Here is a 16,898-nt window from a genome sequence, read left to right on the forward strand (position 1 = left end):
CGACCACTTCAGAAGTGGTGTCGCCGATGGTGACCTGAGCTTTGTCGCCCAGTACCAGGTTTTCGAAGGATTTGCCGTCTACTGCAGCGTCGGTGACGCCGAGTTTGATGGTTTCGCCGTCTTTGTAGACGTCATCGCCCTGGGCTTTCAGCTCGTACGGCGTGCTGCTGGTGCCGGCTTTGATGACGACGGTGTCGCCGTTGCTCAGGGTGACGGTCAGGTCCTGTTTGAGGACTTGATCAACCTTGACGGTGAACTTAGGTGCAGCGTTTTCCAGCACGTCGCCGTTGCTTTCGATGGTGACGGTGATCTTGTCGCCTTCGCCCGAGGGTTGGTCGGTGACGGTGGTGGTGAACTGGTCTTTGCCCAGGGTCAGCTGTTCGAACTGATCGGCGCCGGAGACGCTTTCCAGCTTGTTAACCAGTGCCGGCTGACCGCCGGTGAAGATGTCGTTGCTGGTGACCACGGTAGCCGTGCCGGTGGTGCTGTTGGCCGGAACGGTGATGGTGGTGCCGTCGGAGAGCTTGAAGGTCAGTTCGCCGTGGTTGCTCATCGGCAGGCCAGCGGCGTTTGTCAGGGTCACGGTGTAGGTGACGGAACCGCCTTCGATGACGGTGGTTTTATCCACAGACAGAGTGGCGACCACTTCAGACAGGGTGTCGCCGATGGTGACTTGGGCTTTGTCGCCCAGTACCAGGTTTTCGAAGGACTTGCCGTCAACGGTGGCATTGCTGACACCGACTTCCACAACTTGACCGTCTTTGTAGACGTCATCGCCCTGGGCTTTCAGCTCGTACGGCGTGCTGCTGGTGCCGGCTTTGATCACCACGGTGTCGCCGTTGCTCAGGGTGACGGTCAGGTCCTGTTTGAGGACTTGATCAACCTTGACGGTGAACTTAGGTGCAGCGTTTTCCAGCACGTCGCCGTTGCTTTCGATGGTGACGGTGATCTTGTCGCCGTCAGTACCTGGCTCGTCAGTGACCGAAGTGGTCAACGTCGTGTCGCCCAGGGTCAGCTTCTCGAAATTCTCTGCGCCAGTAACCGAAACCAGCTTGTTGACGATTGGAGTCTGGCCGCCAGCGAAGATGTCGTCTTTGGCAGTGACGGTCGCGCTGGCCGAAGTCCCATTCGCAGGAACGGTGATTTTGGTGCCATCGGACAGAGTGAAGACCAGCGGGCCGTGGTTGCTCATCGGCAGGCCAGCGGCGTTGGTCAGGGTCACGGTGTAGGTGACGGAACCGCCTTCGGTGACGGTGGTTTTATCCACAGACAGAGTGGCGACCACTTCAGACAGGGTGTCGCCGATGGTGACTTGGGCTTTGTCGCCCAGCACCAGATTCTCGAAGGATTTGCCGTCGACGGTGGCATTGTCGATACCGACTTCCACAACTTGACCGTCTTTGTAGACGTCATCACCTTGCGCCGCCAACTCGTACGGAGTGCTGCTGGTGCCGGCCTTGATGACCACGGTGTCGCCGTTGCTCAGGGTGACGGTCAGGTCCTGTTTGAGGACTTGATCAACCTTGACGGTGAACTTAGGCGCAGCATTTTCCAGTACGTCACCGTTGCTTTCGATGGTGACGGTGATCTTGTCGCCTTCGCCCGAGGGTTGGTCGGTGACGGTGGTGGTGAACTGGTCTTTGCCCAGGGTCAGCTGTTCGAACTGATCGGCGCCGGAGACGCTTTCCAGCTTGTTAACCAGTGCCGGCTGACCGCCGGTGAAGATGTCGTTGCTGGTGACCACGGTAGCCGTGCCGGTGGTGCTGTTGGCTGGAACGGTGATGGTGGTGCCGTCGGAGAGCTTGAAGGTCAGTTCGCCGTGGTTGCTCATCGGCAGGCCAGCGGCGTTGGTCAGGGTCACGGTGTAGGTGACGGAACCGCCTTCGGTGACGGTGGTTTTATCCACAGACAGGGTGGCAACCACTTCAGACAGGGTGTCGCCGATGGTGACTTGGGCCTTGTCGCCCAGCACCAGGTTTTCGAAGGACTTGCCGTCAACGGTGGCATTGCTGACACCGACTTCCACAACTTGACCGTCTTTGTAGACGTCGTCGCCCTGGGCTTTCAGTTCGTATGGAACGCTGGTAGTGCCGGCTTTGATAACCACGGTGTCGCCATTGCTCAAGGTCACGGTCAGGTCCTGCTTGAGGACCTGGTCAACCTTGACGGTGAACTTCGGTGCAGCGTTTTCCAGCACGTCGCCATTGCTTTCGATGGTGACGGTGATCTTGTCGCCTTCGCCCGACGGTTGGTCGGTGACGGTGGTAGTGAACTGGTCTTTGCCCAGAGTCAGTTTCTCGAACTGATCGGCGCCAGATACGCTTTCCAGCTTGTTGACCAGCGCTGGCTGACCACCGGTGAAGATGTCGTTGCTGGTGACCACGGTAGCCGTGCCGGTGGTGCTGTTGGCTGGAACGGTGATGGTGGTGCCGTCGGAGAGCTTGAAGGTCAGTTCGCCGTGGTTGCTCATCGGCAGGCCAGCGGCGTTGGTCAGGGTCACGGTGTAGGTGACGGAACCGCCTTCGGTGACGGTGGTTTTATCCACAGATAGGGTGGCAACCACTTCAGAAGTGGTGTCGCCGACTTTAACGATGGCTTCGTTGCCGAGGACCAGGTTTTCGAAGGATTTACCGTCTACTGCAGCGTCAGTGACGCCGAGTTTGATGGTTTCGCCGTCTTTGTAGACGTCATCGCCTTGGGCTTTCAGTTCGTACGGCACGCTGCTGGTGCCGGCTTTGATAACCACGGTGTCGCCATTGCTCAAGGTCACGGTCAGGTCCTGCTTGAGGACCTGATCAACCTTGACGGTGAACTTCGGTGCAGCGTTTTCCAGCACGTCGCCATTGCTTTCGATGGTGACGGTGATCTTGTCGCCTTCGCCCGAGGGTTGGTCGGTGACGGTGGTGGTGAACTGGTCTTTGCCCAGAGTCAGTTTCTCGAACTGATCGGCGCCAGATACGCTTTCCAGCTTGTTGACCAGTGCCGGCTGACCGCCGGTGAAGATGTCATTGCTGGTGACCACGGTAGCCGTGCCGGTGGTGCTGTTGGCCGGAACGGTGATGGTGGTGCCGTCGGAGAGTTTGAAGGTCAACTCGCCGTGGTTGCTCATCGGCAAACCGGCAGCGTTGGTCAGGGTCACGGTGTAGGTGACGGAACCGCCTTCGGTGACGGTGGTTTTATCCACAGACAGAGTGGCGACCACTTCAGACAGGGTGTCGCCGATGGAGACTTGGGCTTTGTCGCCCAGCACCAGGTTTTCGAAGGACTTGCCGTCAACGGTGGCATTGCTGACACCGACTTCCACAACTTGACCGTCTTTGTAGACGTCGTCGCCCTGGGCTTTCAGCTCGTACGGCACGCTGCTGGTGCCGGCTTTGATGACCACGGTGTCGCCGTTGCTCAGGGTGACGGTCAAGTCTTGTTTGAGGACTTGATCAACCTTGACGGTGAACTTCGGAGCAGCGTTTTCCAGCACGTCGCCATTGCTTTCGATGGTGACGGTGATCTTGTCGCCTTCGCCCGAGGGTTGGTCGGTGACGGTGGTGGTGAACTGGTCTTTGCCCAGGGTCAGCTGTTCGAACTGATCGGCGCCGGAGACGCTTTCCAGCTTGTTAACCAGTGCCGGCTGACCGCCGGTGAAGATGTCGTTGCTGGTGACCACGGTTGCCGTGCCGGTGGTGCTGTTGGCTGGAACGGTGATGGTGGTGCCGTCGGAGAGTTTGAAGGTCAACTCGCCGTGGTTGCTCATCGGCAGGCCAGCGGCGTTGGTCAGGGTCACGGTGTAGGTGACGGAGCCGCCTTCGGTGACGGTGGTTTTATCCACAGACAGAGTGGCAACCACTTCAGAAGTGGTGTCGCCGACTGTAACGATGGCTTCGTTGCCCAGTACCAGGTTTTCGAAGGATTTGCCGTCGACTGCAGCGTCGGTGACGCCGAGTTTGATGGTTTCGCCGTCTTTGTAGACGTCATCACCTTGCGCCGCCAACTCGTACGGAGTGCTGCTGGTGCCGGCCTTGATGACCACGGTGTCGCCGTTGCTCAGGGTGACGGTCAGGTCCTGTTTGAGGACTTGATCAACCTTGACGGTGAACTTAGGTGCAGCGTTTTCCAGCACGTCGCCGTTGCTTTCGATGGTGACGGTGATCTTGTCGCCTTCGCCCGAGGGTTGGTCGGTGACGGTGGTGGTGAACTGGTCTTTGCCCAGGGTCAGCTGTTCGAACTGATCGGCGCCGGAGACGCTTTCCAGCTTGTTAACCAGTGCCGGCTGACCGCCGGTGAAGATGTCGTTGCTGGTGACCACGGTAGCCGTGCCGGTGGTGCTGTTGGCTGGAACGGTGATGGTGGTGCCGTCGGAGAGCTTGAAGGTCAGTTCGCCGTGGTTGCTCATCGGCAGGCCAGCGGCGTTGGTCAGGGTCACGGTGTAGGTGACGGAACCGCCTTCGGTGACGGTGGTTTTATCCACAGACAGGGTGGCAACCACTTCAGACAGGGTGTCGCCGATGGTGACTTGGGCCTTGTCGCCCAGCACCAGGTTTTCGAAGGACTTGCCGTCAACGGTGGCATTGCTGACACCGACTTCCACAACTTGACCGTCTTTGTAGACGTCGTCGCCCTGGGCTTTCAGTTCGTATGGAACGCTGGTAGTGCCGGCTTTGATAACCACGGTGTCGCCATTGCTCAAGGTCACGGTCAGGTCCTGCTTGAGGACCTGGTCAACCTTGACGGTGAACTTCGGTGCAGCGTTTTCCAGCACGTCGCCATTGCTTTCGATGGTGACGGTGATCTTGTCGCCTTCGCCCGACGGTTGGTCGGTGACGGTGGTAGTGAACTGGTCTTTGCCCAGAGTCAGTTTCTCGAACTGATCGGCGCCAGATACGCTTTCCAGCTTGTTGACCAGCGCTGGCTGACCACCGGTGAAGATGTCGTTGCTGGTGACCACGGTAGCCGTGCCGGTGGTGCTGTTGGCTGGAACGGTGATGGTGGTGCCGTCGGAGAGCTTGAAGGTCAGTTCGCCGTGGTTGCTCATCGGCAGGCCAGCGGCGTTGGTCAGGGTCACGGTGTAGGTGACGGAACCGCCTTCGGTGACGGTGGTTTTATCCACAGATAGGGTGGCAACCACTTCAGAAGTGGTGTCGCCGACTTTAACGATGGCTTCGTTGCCGAGGACCAGGTTTTCGAAGGATTTACCGTCTACTGCAGCGTCAGTGACGCCGAGTTTGATGGTTTCGCCGTCTTTGTAGACGTCATCGCCTTGGGCTTTCAGTTCGTACGGCACGCTGCTGGTGCCGGCTTTGATAACCACGGTGTCGCCATTGCTCAAGGTCACGGTCAGGTCCTGCTTGAGGACCTGATCAACCTTGACGGTGAACTTCGGTGCAGCGTTTTCCAGCACGTCGCCATTGCTTTCGATGGTGACGGTGATCTTGTCGCCTTCGCCCGAGGGTTGGTCGGTGACGGTGGTGGTGAACTGGTCTTTGCCCAGAGTCAGTTTCTCGAACTGATCGGCGCCAGATACGCTTTCCAGCTTGTTGACCAGTGCCGGCTGACCGCCGGTGAAGATGTCATTGCTGGTGACCACGGTAGCCGTGCCGGTGGTGCTGTTGGCCGGAACGGTGATGGTGGTGCCGTCGGAGAGTTTGAAGGTCAACTCGCCGTGGTTGCTCATCGGCAAACCGGCAGCGTTGGTCAGGGTCACGGTGTAGGTGACGGAACCGCCTTCGGTGACGGTGGTTTTATCCACAGACAGAGTGGCGACCACTTCAGACAGGGTGTCGCCGATGGAGACTTGGGCTTTGTCGCCCAGCACCAGGTTTTCGAAGGACTTGCCGTCAACGGTGGCATTGCTGACACCGACTTCCACAACTTGACCGTCTTTGTAGACGTCGTCGCCCTGGGCTTTCAGCTCGTACGGCACGCTGCTGGTGCCGGCTTTGATGACCACGGTGTCGCCGTTGCTCAGGGTGACGGTCAAGTCTTGTTTGAGGACTTGATCAACCTTGACGGTGAACTTCGGAGCAGCGTTTTCCAGCACGTCGCCATTGCTTTCGATGGTGACGGTGATCTTGTCGCCTTCGCCCGAGGGTTGGTCGGTGACGGTGGTGGTGAACTGGTCTTTGCCCAGGGTCAGCTGTTCGAACTGATCGGCGCCGGAGACGCTTTCCAGCTTGTTAACCAGTGCCGGCTGACCGCCGGTGAAGATGTCGTTGCTGGTGACCACGGTTGCCGTGCCGGTGGTGCTGTTGGCTGGAACGGTGATGGTGGTGCCGTCGGAGAGTTTGAAGGTCAACTCGCCGTGGTTGCTCATCGGCAGGCCAGCGGCGTTGGTCAGGGTCACGGTGTAGGTGACGGAGCCGCCTTCGGTGACGGTGGTTTTATCCACAGACAGAGTGGCAACCACTTCAGAAGTGGTGTCGCCGACTGTAACGATGGCTTCGTTGCCCAGTACCAGGTTTTCGAAGGATTTGCCGTCGACTGCAGCGTCGGTGACGCCGAGTTTGATGGTTTCGCCGTCTTTGTAGACGTCATCGCCTTGGGCTTTCAGCTCGTACGGCGTGCTGCTGGTGCCGGCTTTGATGACGACGGTGTCGCCGTTGCTCAGGGTGACGGTCAGGTCCTGTTTGAGGACTTGATCAACCTTGACGGTGAACTTCGGTGCAGCGTTTTCCAGTACATCGCCATTGCTTTCAATGGTGACGGTAACGGTGTCGATGCTATCGGCGATGGTGGTAACGGCCGGAGTAGTGCTAGGCACCAAGCTCTCAAAGTTACCGCCAGTGGTAGCCGTGATCGTCGTGCTAACGGTGCTGCCGTTGACATACACATCGTTCGCTGGGGTATCGACCACCACGGTACCGCTGGTTTTACCCGCCTCGATGACGATGACCGAGCCATTGCTCAAGGTCACAGTCATCGGCGTGCCCGCCGGGTTGGTCAGGGTTGCAATGTAAGTGATCTGACCGCCTTCGGTAATACCGCCGGTGGCGGTGAGGGTCAGGCCAGTGGCATCAGGCGAGTCGCTGATGGTGGTAACGGCCGGAGTAGTGTCTGGCACCAGATTCTCGAAGTTACCGCCAGTGGTGCCGGTAATCGTCGCGCTAACGGTGCTGCCGTTGACATACACATCGTTGGCCGGAGTATCGACCACCGCGGTACCGCTGGTTTTACCCGCCTCGATGACGATGACCGAGCCATTGCTCAAGGTCACAGTCATCGGCGTACCCGCCGGATTGGTCAGGGTCGCGGTGTAAGTGATCTGGCCGCCTTCGGTAATACCGCCAGTAGCGGTCAAGGTCAGACCGGTAGTGTCAGGCGAATCGGTAATGGTGGTGACAGCCGGAGTAGGGCTTGGCACCAGGTTCTCGAAGTTGCCACCGGTAGCGCCAGTAATGGTGGTAGTGACAGTACTGCCATTGTTGTAGACGTCATTGATTGGAGTATCGACCACCACGGTGCCGGTGGATTTACCGGCTTCGATGGTGATGACCGAGCCGTTGCTCAAGGTCACGGTCACCGGCGTTTGTGCCGGGTTGGTCAAGGTGGCGGTGTAGGTGATCTGGCCGCCTTCAGTGATCGTCGGCTCCGCGGTCAGTGTGACCGTGGTGGTGTCGATGGTGTCGGTGATCTGGGTGACGGCAGGTGTCGGGTCGACGGTCAGTACCAGGCCGCCGCCACCGGTGGTGCCGGTTACGGTGACGGTAATTTGCGACGGGTCGGTGTAGACGCTGTCGTTCGGGGCCAGGGGAACGTTGACGCTGCCAGTGACCTGGCCGGCAGGGATGACAATGATCGCGCCATTGGACAGGGTGATGGTCAGGTCGCTCAGCGGCGCCTGGGTCACGTTCGCGGTGTAGACCAGTACGCCGCCCGCTTCGGTGATGGTCGGCGTGGCGCTCAGGCTCAGGGTCGAGCCGCGCAGCAGGTTGTCGTTACTGCGGTTGTCCTGGCCGCCGGTGGTGTCTTCCACGGCGGTGAAGGCGGAATTGATGCCCGCTGTCGGGAAACCAATGGTCGGGTCAACCCGGCCAGCGGTGGCGTCCAGCATCACAAAACTGTGACCACCTCCGGCGGCGCCCCCGGTACCTGCGGCGCTTTGGCCGGCTGCGGTGGCTTCCAGTTCGGTGGTCGGGTCGGCGCCCGCGACGATGGCTTGCTGCAGTTCTTCTACCGACGGTGCGGCCTGCGCGGTGGCTTGTGCCAAGTCGGTACTGGAGTCCGGAGCACTGCCGCTCCATTGGCTGTCGCGGCCCAGGTCCAGCATGCGACCGTCAGCCAGTTCCAGGGTCACGGCGCCCGCCGGGCCGGTGTCCAGTTGGTCACCTACGAACAGCCGATCGCCTTCAATCAAAATACGGCGGATGCCCCCTGGGGACACCGCAAAAACTTGACCGACAATGCTTTTGACGATGGCAACAACACTGCTCATTAAGGACTCTCCGGTGTTCCGTTCAGTAGGCTTCCATAGACCTGAAAGGGCATTTTGCCGATTCAGCCTGGACGTACATAAAAATAATAGACGTACAAATGACGCGCTTTTCTGTCAATAATTTGGCAATAACTTTTCGCGATTAACTTAATGCCAAACTATTGACCTTCTGCAGGGCATCCTAAACAATTGCCCCGGTAATGTCACATTGATATTTACGCGGCGACCTGTCCTGCAGCGTGTGATCCAGTTCCTGTTTCGAGCTATCTGACATACGGCCATTTCGGTTGCCATTTTCCGCCGCAGCAGCTCCTTTTTGCTGTGATTTGAGACATGAAGTCCTGGGAAATCCTTTTATGCTTTCGCACCTGTTCAAGGCTCTACCGTTTGCCCTCGCCGCCAGTTTTGTAAACGCTCAAACCCTGCCTCAAGCCATGCAACAGGCACTGGACGTCCACCCGGAAATCCAGGCCGGCGTGAACAATCGCCTGGCTGCTGATTATCAACTCAGAGCAGCAGAAGGGGGGTACCTGCCCAAGGTCGATTTGCTCGGCGGATATGGTCGCGAAGGTACCGACAGCCCGAGCACCCGCGCGGGTACTGGCAGGAACGATTGGGAAACCTTGAGCCGTGGCGAGTCGAGTCTGCGCCTGCAACAAATGGTTTTTGACGGTTTTGCGACGTCCAGCGAAGTCGGGCGTCAACAAGCCACCGTCAATTCTCGCGCCTATTCCTTGCTGGGGACCTCCGAGCGCACCGCGTTGACCGTTGCCCAGGTTTACCTCGATGTGCTGACCCGTCGCGAGTTCGTGCAACTGGCCGAAGACAACCTGCGTAATCACGAACGCATCTTCGATCAGATCAGGCTGCGCACCGAGCGCGGCGTAGGCCGTACCGCCGACCGTGACCAGGCAGAGGCGCGCCTGGCCCAAGCACGCAACAACCTGATCACCGAGCAGACCAACCTGGCCGATGCCCAGACCAATTACTTGAGCGCCGTGGGCCAACTGCCGGATCAACTGGAGCGTCCTGCGCCGTTCATGGCCATGCTGCCGGCCAACCTTAATGAGGCGCGCCAGCAGATGCTGGACAACAGCCCTATCCTGCGTTCCGCAGAATCGGACATCGTTGCCGCCGAGAAGCAGTACGACACCGCCAAGTCGGCGTTCTACCCGCGTTTTGATGCCGAGCTGGGCCGCACCGCCGACAACGACCTGGATGGGATGAACGGTCACAGCAATGAATGGCAGGCGATGTTGCGCATGCGCTTCAACTTGTATGCCGGCGGCAGCAACAAGGCTGACCTGGAATCCAAGGCCTATCAGTCCAACCAGGCGCTGGATATCCGCAACAATGCCCTGCGGGTGCTGAACGAGGAGCTGGGCCTGGCCTGGAACGCCTTGAACAACGCCAACGCCCAGGTGCCGATCGCCCAGAAGTATGTCGACTACAGCACCAGCGTTCGCAGTGCCTACCAGCAGCAGTTCAGTCTTGGCGAGCGGACCCTGCTCGACTTGCTCGACAGTGAAAACGAATTGTTCAGCGCTTCCCGCCGCCTGGCGGAAATCAAGAACATTCAGTTATTTACTCAGTATCGAATCAAGGCGACCATGGGCGAGTTGCTCAAAAGCCAGGGAGTGGTCGCACCGATGGCCTCCGTCGTGCAGAACGACGTGAAGCCAAAAGTCCAGCTACCTGGCATGAATTGAGCTTTATTTAATGTTCAATTGATAGCCAAGAGTACCGAGCGTGGAATCAGAAGCCAGTCGAGTTCATCTCAGTCATGATCCACGCGCGATGCACGATGATCCGTTGCTCGACGGATTATTGGCGCTATGCGCCCTGCACCAGAAACCCGCCAGCGCAGCAATGCTAACCACCGGGTTGCCATTGCCCAAGCAGCGCCTGAGTATCGATCTGCTGCCCCGTGCAGCGGCGCGTGCCGGCCTGCAAGGGCGGGTGCTGCAACGCAAGCTGGACAAGATCCCCGCGATTGCCATGCCGGCGCTGTTGCTGCTCAAGGACGATCGCAGTGCGGTCCTCCTGGGCTGGCAGGGCGACGACCAGGCACGCTTGCTGCTCAGCGAAAGCGACGGTGGCGAAGTCCTGGTCAGCCGCGAGATGCTCGCGGACGATTACACCGGGCAGGCGTTCTTCGCCCAGCCCCAGCATAAATTCGATGTGAACCACGGCACCCTGATCCCGCGTGCGCGTTCCTGGTTCCGCGACACCCTCAAGCGTTCGCGCTGGCTGTACGCCGACGCCATCGCCGCCAGTTTCCTGATCAACATTATCGCCATGGCCGCGCCGCTGTTCGTGATGAACGTCTACGACCGCGTGGTGCCCAACCAGGCTGAAGCGACCCTGTGGGTGCTGGTGGTTGGTATTACCGGCGCCTATATGTTCGACCTGATCCTCAAGAGTTTGCGCAGCCTGTGCCTGGACCTGGCAGGTAAGAAAACCGACCTGATCATCTCCGCCACACTGTTCGAGCGGATCGTCGGCATGTCGATGAAATACCGACCCGCCCGGGTCGGCAGCTTTGCGCAGAACATCCATGAGTTCCAGAGCCTGCGCGACTTCCTCGCCTCGTTGACACTCACCAGCCTGATCGACCTGCCGTTCACCCTCCTGATTTTCCTGGTGATCGCCCTGCTGGGTGGGCATCTGGTGTGGATTCCGATGCTGGCCTTCCCGATCGCCCTGTTGATCGGCTATGTCTTGCAGAAGCCGTTGCAGGCGACCATGGAACGCACCATGGCCCTGGGCGCAGAGCGCCAGTCGAGCCTGATCGAAACCCTCGCCGGCCTGGACGCAGTCAAGGTCAACAACGCCGAGAGCGAGCGCCAGTATCAGTGGGAGCAGACCATCGGCACCCTCAGCCGTCTAGAACTGCGGGTAAAAATGCTCTCCGGGTTGTCGATCAACATCACCTTGCTGATCCAGCAACTGGCCGGGGTGATCATGATTGCCTTCGGTGTGTACCAGATCATCGCCGGCAACCTGAGCATGGGCGGCCTGATCGCTTGCTACATGCTCAGTGGCCGGGCACTTAGCCCGTTGGCCTCGCTGTCCGGCCTGCTGACCCGCTATCAACAGGCGAAGGTCACCATGGGTTCGGTCGACCACATGATGGAGCTGCCCCAAGAGCGTAACTTCGAAGAGCGCCCGCTGAGCCGCCGGGTGGTGCAAGGCGCTATCGAGTGCCGCCAATTGAACTTCACCTACCCGGGGCAACAGAACCCGGCGTTGAAAAACATCAACCTGGTGATCAAGCCGGGCGAGAAGATCGGCATCATCGGCCGCAGCGGCTCGGGCAAAAGCTCCCTGGCCAAGCTGCTGGTCGGCCTGTACCAGCCGGATGACGGTGCCTTGCTGGTCGACGGTGTGGACATTCGCCAGATCGACGTCAGCGAACTGCGCCACAACATTGGCTACGTGCCGCAGGACATCCAGCTGCTGGCCGGGACCCTGCGCGATAACCTGGTCTCCGGTGCCCGCTACGTGGAAGACGAAATGGTCCTGCAGGCTGCCGAGCTGGCGGGCGTGCACGAATTTGCCCGCCTGCACCCGCAGGGTTACGAGCTGCAAGTCGGCGAGCGTGGGCAAAACCTTTCCGGCGGCCAGCGGCAGAACGTGGCCATGGCCCGTGCGCTGCTGCTCAATCCGCCGATCATGCTGCTCGACGAACCGACCAGCGCCATGGACAACACCGGTGAAGAACGCTTGAAACAACGCCTGCAAGCCGTTATCGAGAACAAGACCGTGTTGCTGGTCACGCACCGGGCCTCACTGTTGTCGCTGGTCGACCGGTTGCTGGTCATCGATCGTGGGCAAATTCTCGCCGATGGTCCAAAAGCCGTGGTCATGGAAGCGTTGAAGAAGGGGCAGATCAGTGTTGCTTAAGTCCGGTATGCGCGACTCGATCCGTCGTTATTTCAAAGGCTCCGACTCACTCGATGGGCAACCGCTGCCAGAGGTCAAGAAGGCGCTGATCGAAGACGCCCCGCGTGTAGTGCGATTGACCATCTGGGGCATCATCGGCTTCTTCGTGTTCATGCTGGTCTGGGCCAATTTTGCGGTGATCGATGAGGTCACCCGTGGCGACGGCAAGGCGATCCCCTCGTCCAAGCTGCAGAAAATCCAGAACCTTGAGGGCGGGATTGTTGCCGAGTTGTTCGTTCGCGAAGGGCAGATCGTCGAAGCCGGCGCGCCGCTGATTCGCCTGGATGACACGCGGTTTGTGTCCAACGTCGGCGAAACCGAAGCCGACCGCCTGTCCATGCTGCTGCGTGTGGAGCGCTTGAGCGCCGAGGTCGATGACCGCCCGCTGGCCTTCCCGGATGACGTGATGAAAGCCGTGCCAGTGCAGGCCGCCAGCGAAGAATCCTTGTACATCAGCCGTCGCCAGCAATTGCACGATGAAATTGGCGGGTTGCAGGAACAACTGATCCAGCGTCAGCAAGAGCTGCGTGAATTCAGCTCCAAGCAAGCGCAGTACCGCCAGGCCCTGGGCTTGCAGCGCCAGGAAATCAACATGTCCGAGCCGCTGGTGGCGCAGGGCGCGGTGTCTCCGGTGGAAGTGTTGCGACTCAAGCGGGCGGAAGTCGAAACCCGCGGCCAACTGGATGCCACCACCCTGGCGATCCCCCGTGCCGAGTCGGCAATCAAGGAAGTACAACGCAAGATCGACGAAACCCGCGGTAAATTCCGCAGTGAGGCGCTCACCCAGCTCAACGAAGCACGCACCGACCTGAACAAGGCCCAGGCAACCGGCAAGGCGTTGGAAGACCGTGTCAGCCGCACCCTGGTGACCTCGCCGGTGCGGGGTATCGTCAAGCAACTGCTGGTCAACACCATCGGTGGGGTGATTCAGCCCGGCAGCGACATGGTGGAAATCGTCCCACTGGACGACACCCTGCTGGTGGAGGCGAAGATTCGCCCGCAAGACATCGCGTTCCTGCATCCGGGCCAGGAAGCCATCGTCAAGTTCACTGCCTATGACTACACCATCTACGGTGGCCTCAAGGCCAAGCTGGAGCAGATCGGTGCCGACACCATCACCGACGAAGACAAGAAAAACACCTACTACATGATCACCCTGCGCACCGATCGCAGCCACCTGGGAACCGATGAAAAGCCCTTGCTGATCATTCCCGGCATGGTGGCCTCGGTGGACATCATCACCGGCAAGAAATCGATCCTCAGCTACCTGCTCAAGCCGATCATCAAGGCCCGGGCGGAGGCGTTGCACGAGCGGTAGTTTTCGGTTGTAGCTATCCGATGAAGGCGGCGAAACTCTATTCGCCGCCCGAGCTGGAATGCGCCCGAGCGTCAAGGTGGTTTATGGTGCATTTCGTACGAGATTGAGCGGTTCTTGGTTTCTTAACGTCTTGGAGGCGCTCTTGGAGGCAACGGCGGAGGCGCTCTTGGAGGCAACGGTGGAGGTGACTCTGAACCCCTACGAACTCCAACTACCGCAGCGGTGGGCCTATTATTCGAGCTATGTGTCGAACCACCAGGTCCGGCAAATGATGGAGGCCAAGTCGAAGAACCAGACACGTCGCCTCTGCGTACATTGCCCTGGTGTGGAGGCGGGCTTCCCACTCCTACAGGGTGAGTCGAATAGCTTGAAGGTTGCTGCGATGCTGCAAAAGTATCAGAGCTCCAGAGTTTCATCCCGCTCTTCTGTCCATGGCTCGATACCTGCCCCGAATGACTCGAGCTCCCGCTGATGGTGCTAGCGGTCTGGTGATATGTGCCGAATGAACCCGATGGAGGTGAATCCGACGACCTCTGGCTCACTACCCAAGGTACTAATGGCTCCGGATTTTGCGAAACAAATGAAGAATGGCTGGTGCCATGTATTTCACCCCCATCATTTGCCCAGCTAATCTTTGGCTTGGGGCCGGCAGTAAGTCCGAAGGCGCCGAAAAAGCCTGACATATCATGTGTTTTCTCGGGCAGTGGTTGATTTTTTAGCATGGAGCGCATAGCTGCACCACCGGCTTCAGGGCTGATGTAGGGAGGTGTTCCAACTCTATAATTGGGGGACTTGAATAAGCTCCAAAAACCGCTCACATGCCCCGTCGGATCAGACCGATTCACTGGATCTCCCACACAATACATATACGGATTCAACCCACCCCTGCCAAACGGACTCCAGCTGTCCGGGCTATGAAAGCGCATCAACCGTGGGTTGTAGGCGCGGTAGCCATTGCCCAGCAAATACCAACCGATCCGCGCCTCACGCAGTTGACCGTTGAAGCCCAATCCTGTCGCCACCTCCTGCTGCGCGGACTGCTCGCCGTAGGCACTGTAGGCGATGGCGTTAGTCTTGCCATCTGCGACTTCAGCGATGATCGACTGGCTACTGTCGGTTGCCAGCAACACAGTGCGTTGCCAGGAAGGGTTCTGCTGATGATCAGGGCTGGATGAGCTCATGAGTAGACCTTTGCGGTGGATAAGGCCAAGCGGAGTACGCATTTGCAGTGTTACGCACCGATCTCATATTGGGAACTAGCAGAACTGCTAGGCGGCAATCTGCCATCCAACGGCCAAGTCAGCGGCCGAACAATGGCTGGAGCGGGTGACAGTCAAGCGTTGGGGCATGCATCGCCAGGGGGCATTTCGAGAGTGAAGATGAGAACGGTTGTCCTTTGTCGGGGAGGTGCGCGACAATCGTCGCCCCTGTTTCGGCGCCTCTAAAAGGACTTTCCATGCGTCTACTTCTGCTCGGTGCAGCCCTGCTGTGCTCGTTCAACGCGCTGGCGGCATTCCCTCCGTCTACAGACACGGCCTATATGCCCAAACCCGGGTATCCGGCGGAGCTGGTCGATGTGGTGGGGGATGCGCGGATCAGCCTGAACATTCATAACGATGGTTCCGTCACCGACGTTAAAGTCCTCAGTGCCACCCATGAAGCGTTTGCTGTGGCGGCGAAAGCGGCGGCCGAGCATTGGCGGTTCGAGCCCTGGGAGGTCACGGCGGACGCGCCAGCGGTGATCGACGCGCAGAACACCATGATCTTCTCGCCCGCGTCTGCGCCGAATCAGTTCCTCAATGCGCAGGAAGTCGTGCACAACATGCTGTTCCAGCCGTGCAGCGCGCTGAACGAGGAGTTGGCGCTGTTTCGCAAGAGCTACCCCAAGCAGCCCTTGAGCAGCGCGCCGACGTTCGCCAAGACCAGCGCGGCGCTGCTGCTCCCGGTCTTCGCCAGCCAGCCCGATTCGCAAAAGGGCATGACGCTCAATCACCAGTTGATCGATGCCTTGCCCGACATCGTTCGTCGCTGTGAGGCGCAGCCGGCAAGGATGTACAGCAGTGTGCTGCCCAAAGAGCTGCAAAAGGTCTTTGGCATACCCGGGTAGCAAAGGCTGCTAGCATTGCGTCTGAGTCAATTCTGATCAGCCATGAGTGCTTAGCATGCAGCTACCGGACATGAACCTGTTGGTCGCCCTCGATGCCTTGCTCGACGAAGGCAGCGTGGTGGGAGCCGCGCGACGGATGAACCTGAGCCCGGCGGCCATGAGCCGGACCCTGACCCGGGTTCGCGAAGCGCTCGGCGACCCGATCCTGGTGCGTGCGGGGCGTGGCCTGGTGCCGACACCCAAGGCCCTGGAGTTGCGGGCCCAGGTGCGGGACCTGGTCGAGCAGGCGGCACTGCTGTTCCGCTCGGCCGATGAGGTGGACCTCAGCACCCTGCGTCGGCGGTTCAGCGTGCGTGCCAACGACTTTTTCGTCGGGGTCTACGGTGGGCGTTTGATCGATACACTGAATCGCCAGGCACCCCACTGCGAGTTGCGCTTTGTGCCTGAAGGCGATGGCGACGATGAGGCGCTGCGCGAGGGGCGGATCGACCTGATGATCAGCAACACCCGCCCGCGCACCCCGGAAGTGAAAGCGCAGAACCTGTTCACCACGCACTTTGTCGGGCTGGTGCGCGAAGGTCATCCGCTGCTGGAGGGTGAGATCAGCGCCGAGCGCTACGCCAGTTTTTCCCACATCAGCATGTCTCGGCGCGGTATTGCCCGCGGGCCGATCGATACCGCCCTCAATGCCCTGGGGCTGGAGCGGCGGGTGGCCTTGATCGCACCGAGCTTCCACGCGGCGATGTTCGTGCTGCCCGATTCCGACCTGATCCTGCCGGTACCCAAGGAAGCGTTGCTCAGTGTCGCGCGCCTGGGATTGCGCCTGCGCTCGTTTACCCTGCCGATCGCGCTGCCGACGCTGATGCTGACCCAGGCCTGGCACCCGCGCTACGACAAGGACCCAGCCCATCGTTGGTTGCGCGAAATGGTCAAGAGCAGTTGCGCAGAGACCTGGCAAGCAGCCCAGCCCCCCGGGTAGGAGTGTGTGATAGGGGTCATGGCATTGCTGCGTCCGACGCACTTATAAGCTGTCAATAAGTCAGTTTTCGTCAGCTGTCGGTCTTTCTAAACTGCTCCGGTATTTCTGATATCTGGAGCTGTTCCTG

The 16,898-nt window shown here is 59.5% G+C and carries 7 protein-coding genes (1 of these 7 running past the window's edge); 5 read left to right on the forward strand and 2 right to left on the reverse strand.

From position 1 onward, the window contains the following. Positions 1-8,422, reverse strand: partial view of a retention module-containing protein gene (locus tag QMK50_RS14610; protein WP_320333367.1) — the 5' end (the start) only. 21,596 nt of this gene lie to the left of the window's left edge; only the first 8,422 of its 30,018 coding nucleotides appear in the window; the start codon lies at positions 8,420-8,422; its stop codon lies off the left edge, out of view. A gap of 356 nt (positions 8,423-8,778) precedes the next feature. On the opposite strand from QMK50_RS14610, the gene QMK50_RS14615 reads away from it, so the two are divergent. Genes QMK50_RS14615 through QMK50_RS14625 form a run of 3 tightly spaced genes read left to right on the forward strand, consistent with a single transcriptional unit; the run spans position 8,779 to position 13,685 of the window. Beyond that, positions 8,779-10,131, forward strand: coding sequence for a TolC family outer membrane protein (locus tag QMK50_RS14615; protein WP_095170822.1), 1,353 nt, complete (start codon positions 8,779-8,781; stop codon positions 10,129-10,131). A 40-nt stretch (positions 10,132-10,171) separates the two neighbouring features. Further along, positions 10,172-12,328, forward strand: a complete 2,157-nt coding sequence (locus QMK50_RS14620) for a type I secretion system permease/ATPase (protein ID WP_095170824.1) — start codon at positions 10,172-10,174, stop codon at positions 12,326-12,328. Beyond that, positions 12,318-13,685 (forward strand): HlyD family type I secretion periplasmic adaptor subunit, encoded by a 1,368-nt coding sequence (locus QMK50_RS14625; protein ID WP_095170826.1) that lies wholly within the window; start codon positions 12,318-12,320, stop codon positions 13,683-13,685. Before QMK50_RS14620 ends, QMK50_RS14625 begins: the two co-directional genes overlap by 11 nt. Before the next feature lie 122 nt (positions 13,686-13,807). On the opposite strand, the gene QMK50_RS27370 is transcribed toward QMK50_RS14625, so the two are convergent. Further along, positions 13,808-14,908, reverse strand: a complete 1,101-nt coding sequence (locus tag QMK50_RS27370) for an RHS repeat-associated core domain-containing protein (protein ID WP_413787297.1) — start codon at positions 14,906-14,908, stop codon at positions 13,808-13,810. Positions 14,909-15,141: 233 nt separating this feature from the next. On the opposite strand from QMK50_RS27370, the gene QMK50_RS14630 reads away from it, so the two are divergent. Further along, a complete protein-coding gene (locus QMK50_RS14630) occupies positions 15,142-15,792 on the forward strand; it encodes a TonB family protein (RefSeq protein ID WP_320333368.1) in 651 nt (216 codons plus the stop codon). A gap of 55 nt (positions 15,793-15,847) precedes the next feature. Further along, on the forward strand, positions 15,848-16,771 hold the full coding sequence (locus QMK50_RS14635) for a LysR family transcriptional regulator (RefSeq protein WP_095170830.1): 924 nt from the start codon (positions 15,848-15,850) through the stop codon (positions 16,769-16,771). The last annotated feature ends 127 nt before the right edge of the window (positions 16,772-16,898 follow it).

The organism is Pseudomonas sp. P5_152, assembly GCF_033989915.1.
Taxonomy (GTDB): domain Bacteria; phylum Pseudomonadota; class Gammaproteobacteria; order Pseudomonadales; family Pseudomonadaceae; genus Aquipseudomonas.

Excerpts from the sequence above, each read along its gene's own strand:
- QMK50_RS14615 (WP_095170822.1), top strand. The coding sequence starts at position 8,779 with ATGCTTTCGCACCTGTTCAAGGCTCTACCGTTTGCCCTCGCCGCCAGT.
- QMK50_RS27370 (WP_413787297.1), bottom strand. The coding sequence starts at position 14,908 with ATGCGTACTCCGCTTGGCCTTATCCACCGCAAAGGTCTACTCATGAGC.
- QMK50_RS14630 (WP_320333368.1), top strand. The coding sequence starts at position 15,142 with ATGCGTCTACTTCTGCTCGGTGCAGCCCTGCTGTGCTCGTTCAACGCG.
- QMK50_RS14635 (WP_095170830.1), top strand. The coding sequence starts at position 15,848 with ATGCAGCTACCGGACATGAACCTGTTGGTCGCCCTCGATGCCTTGCTC.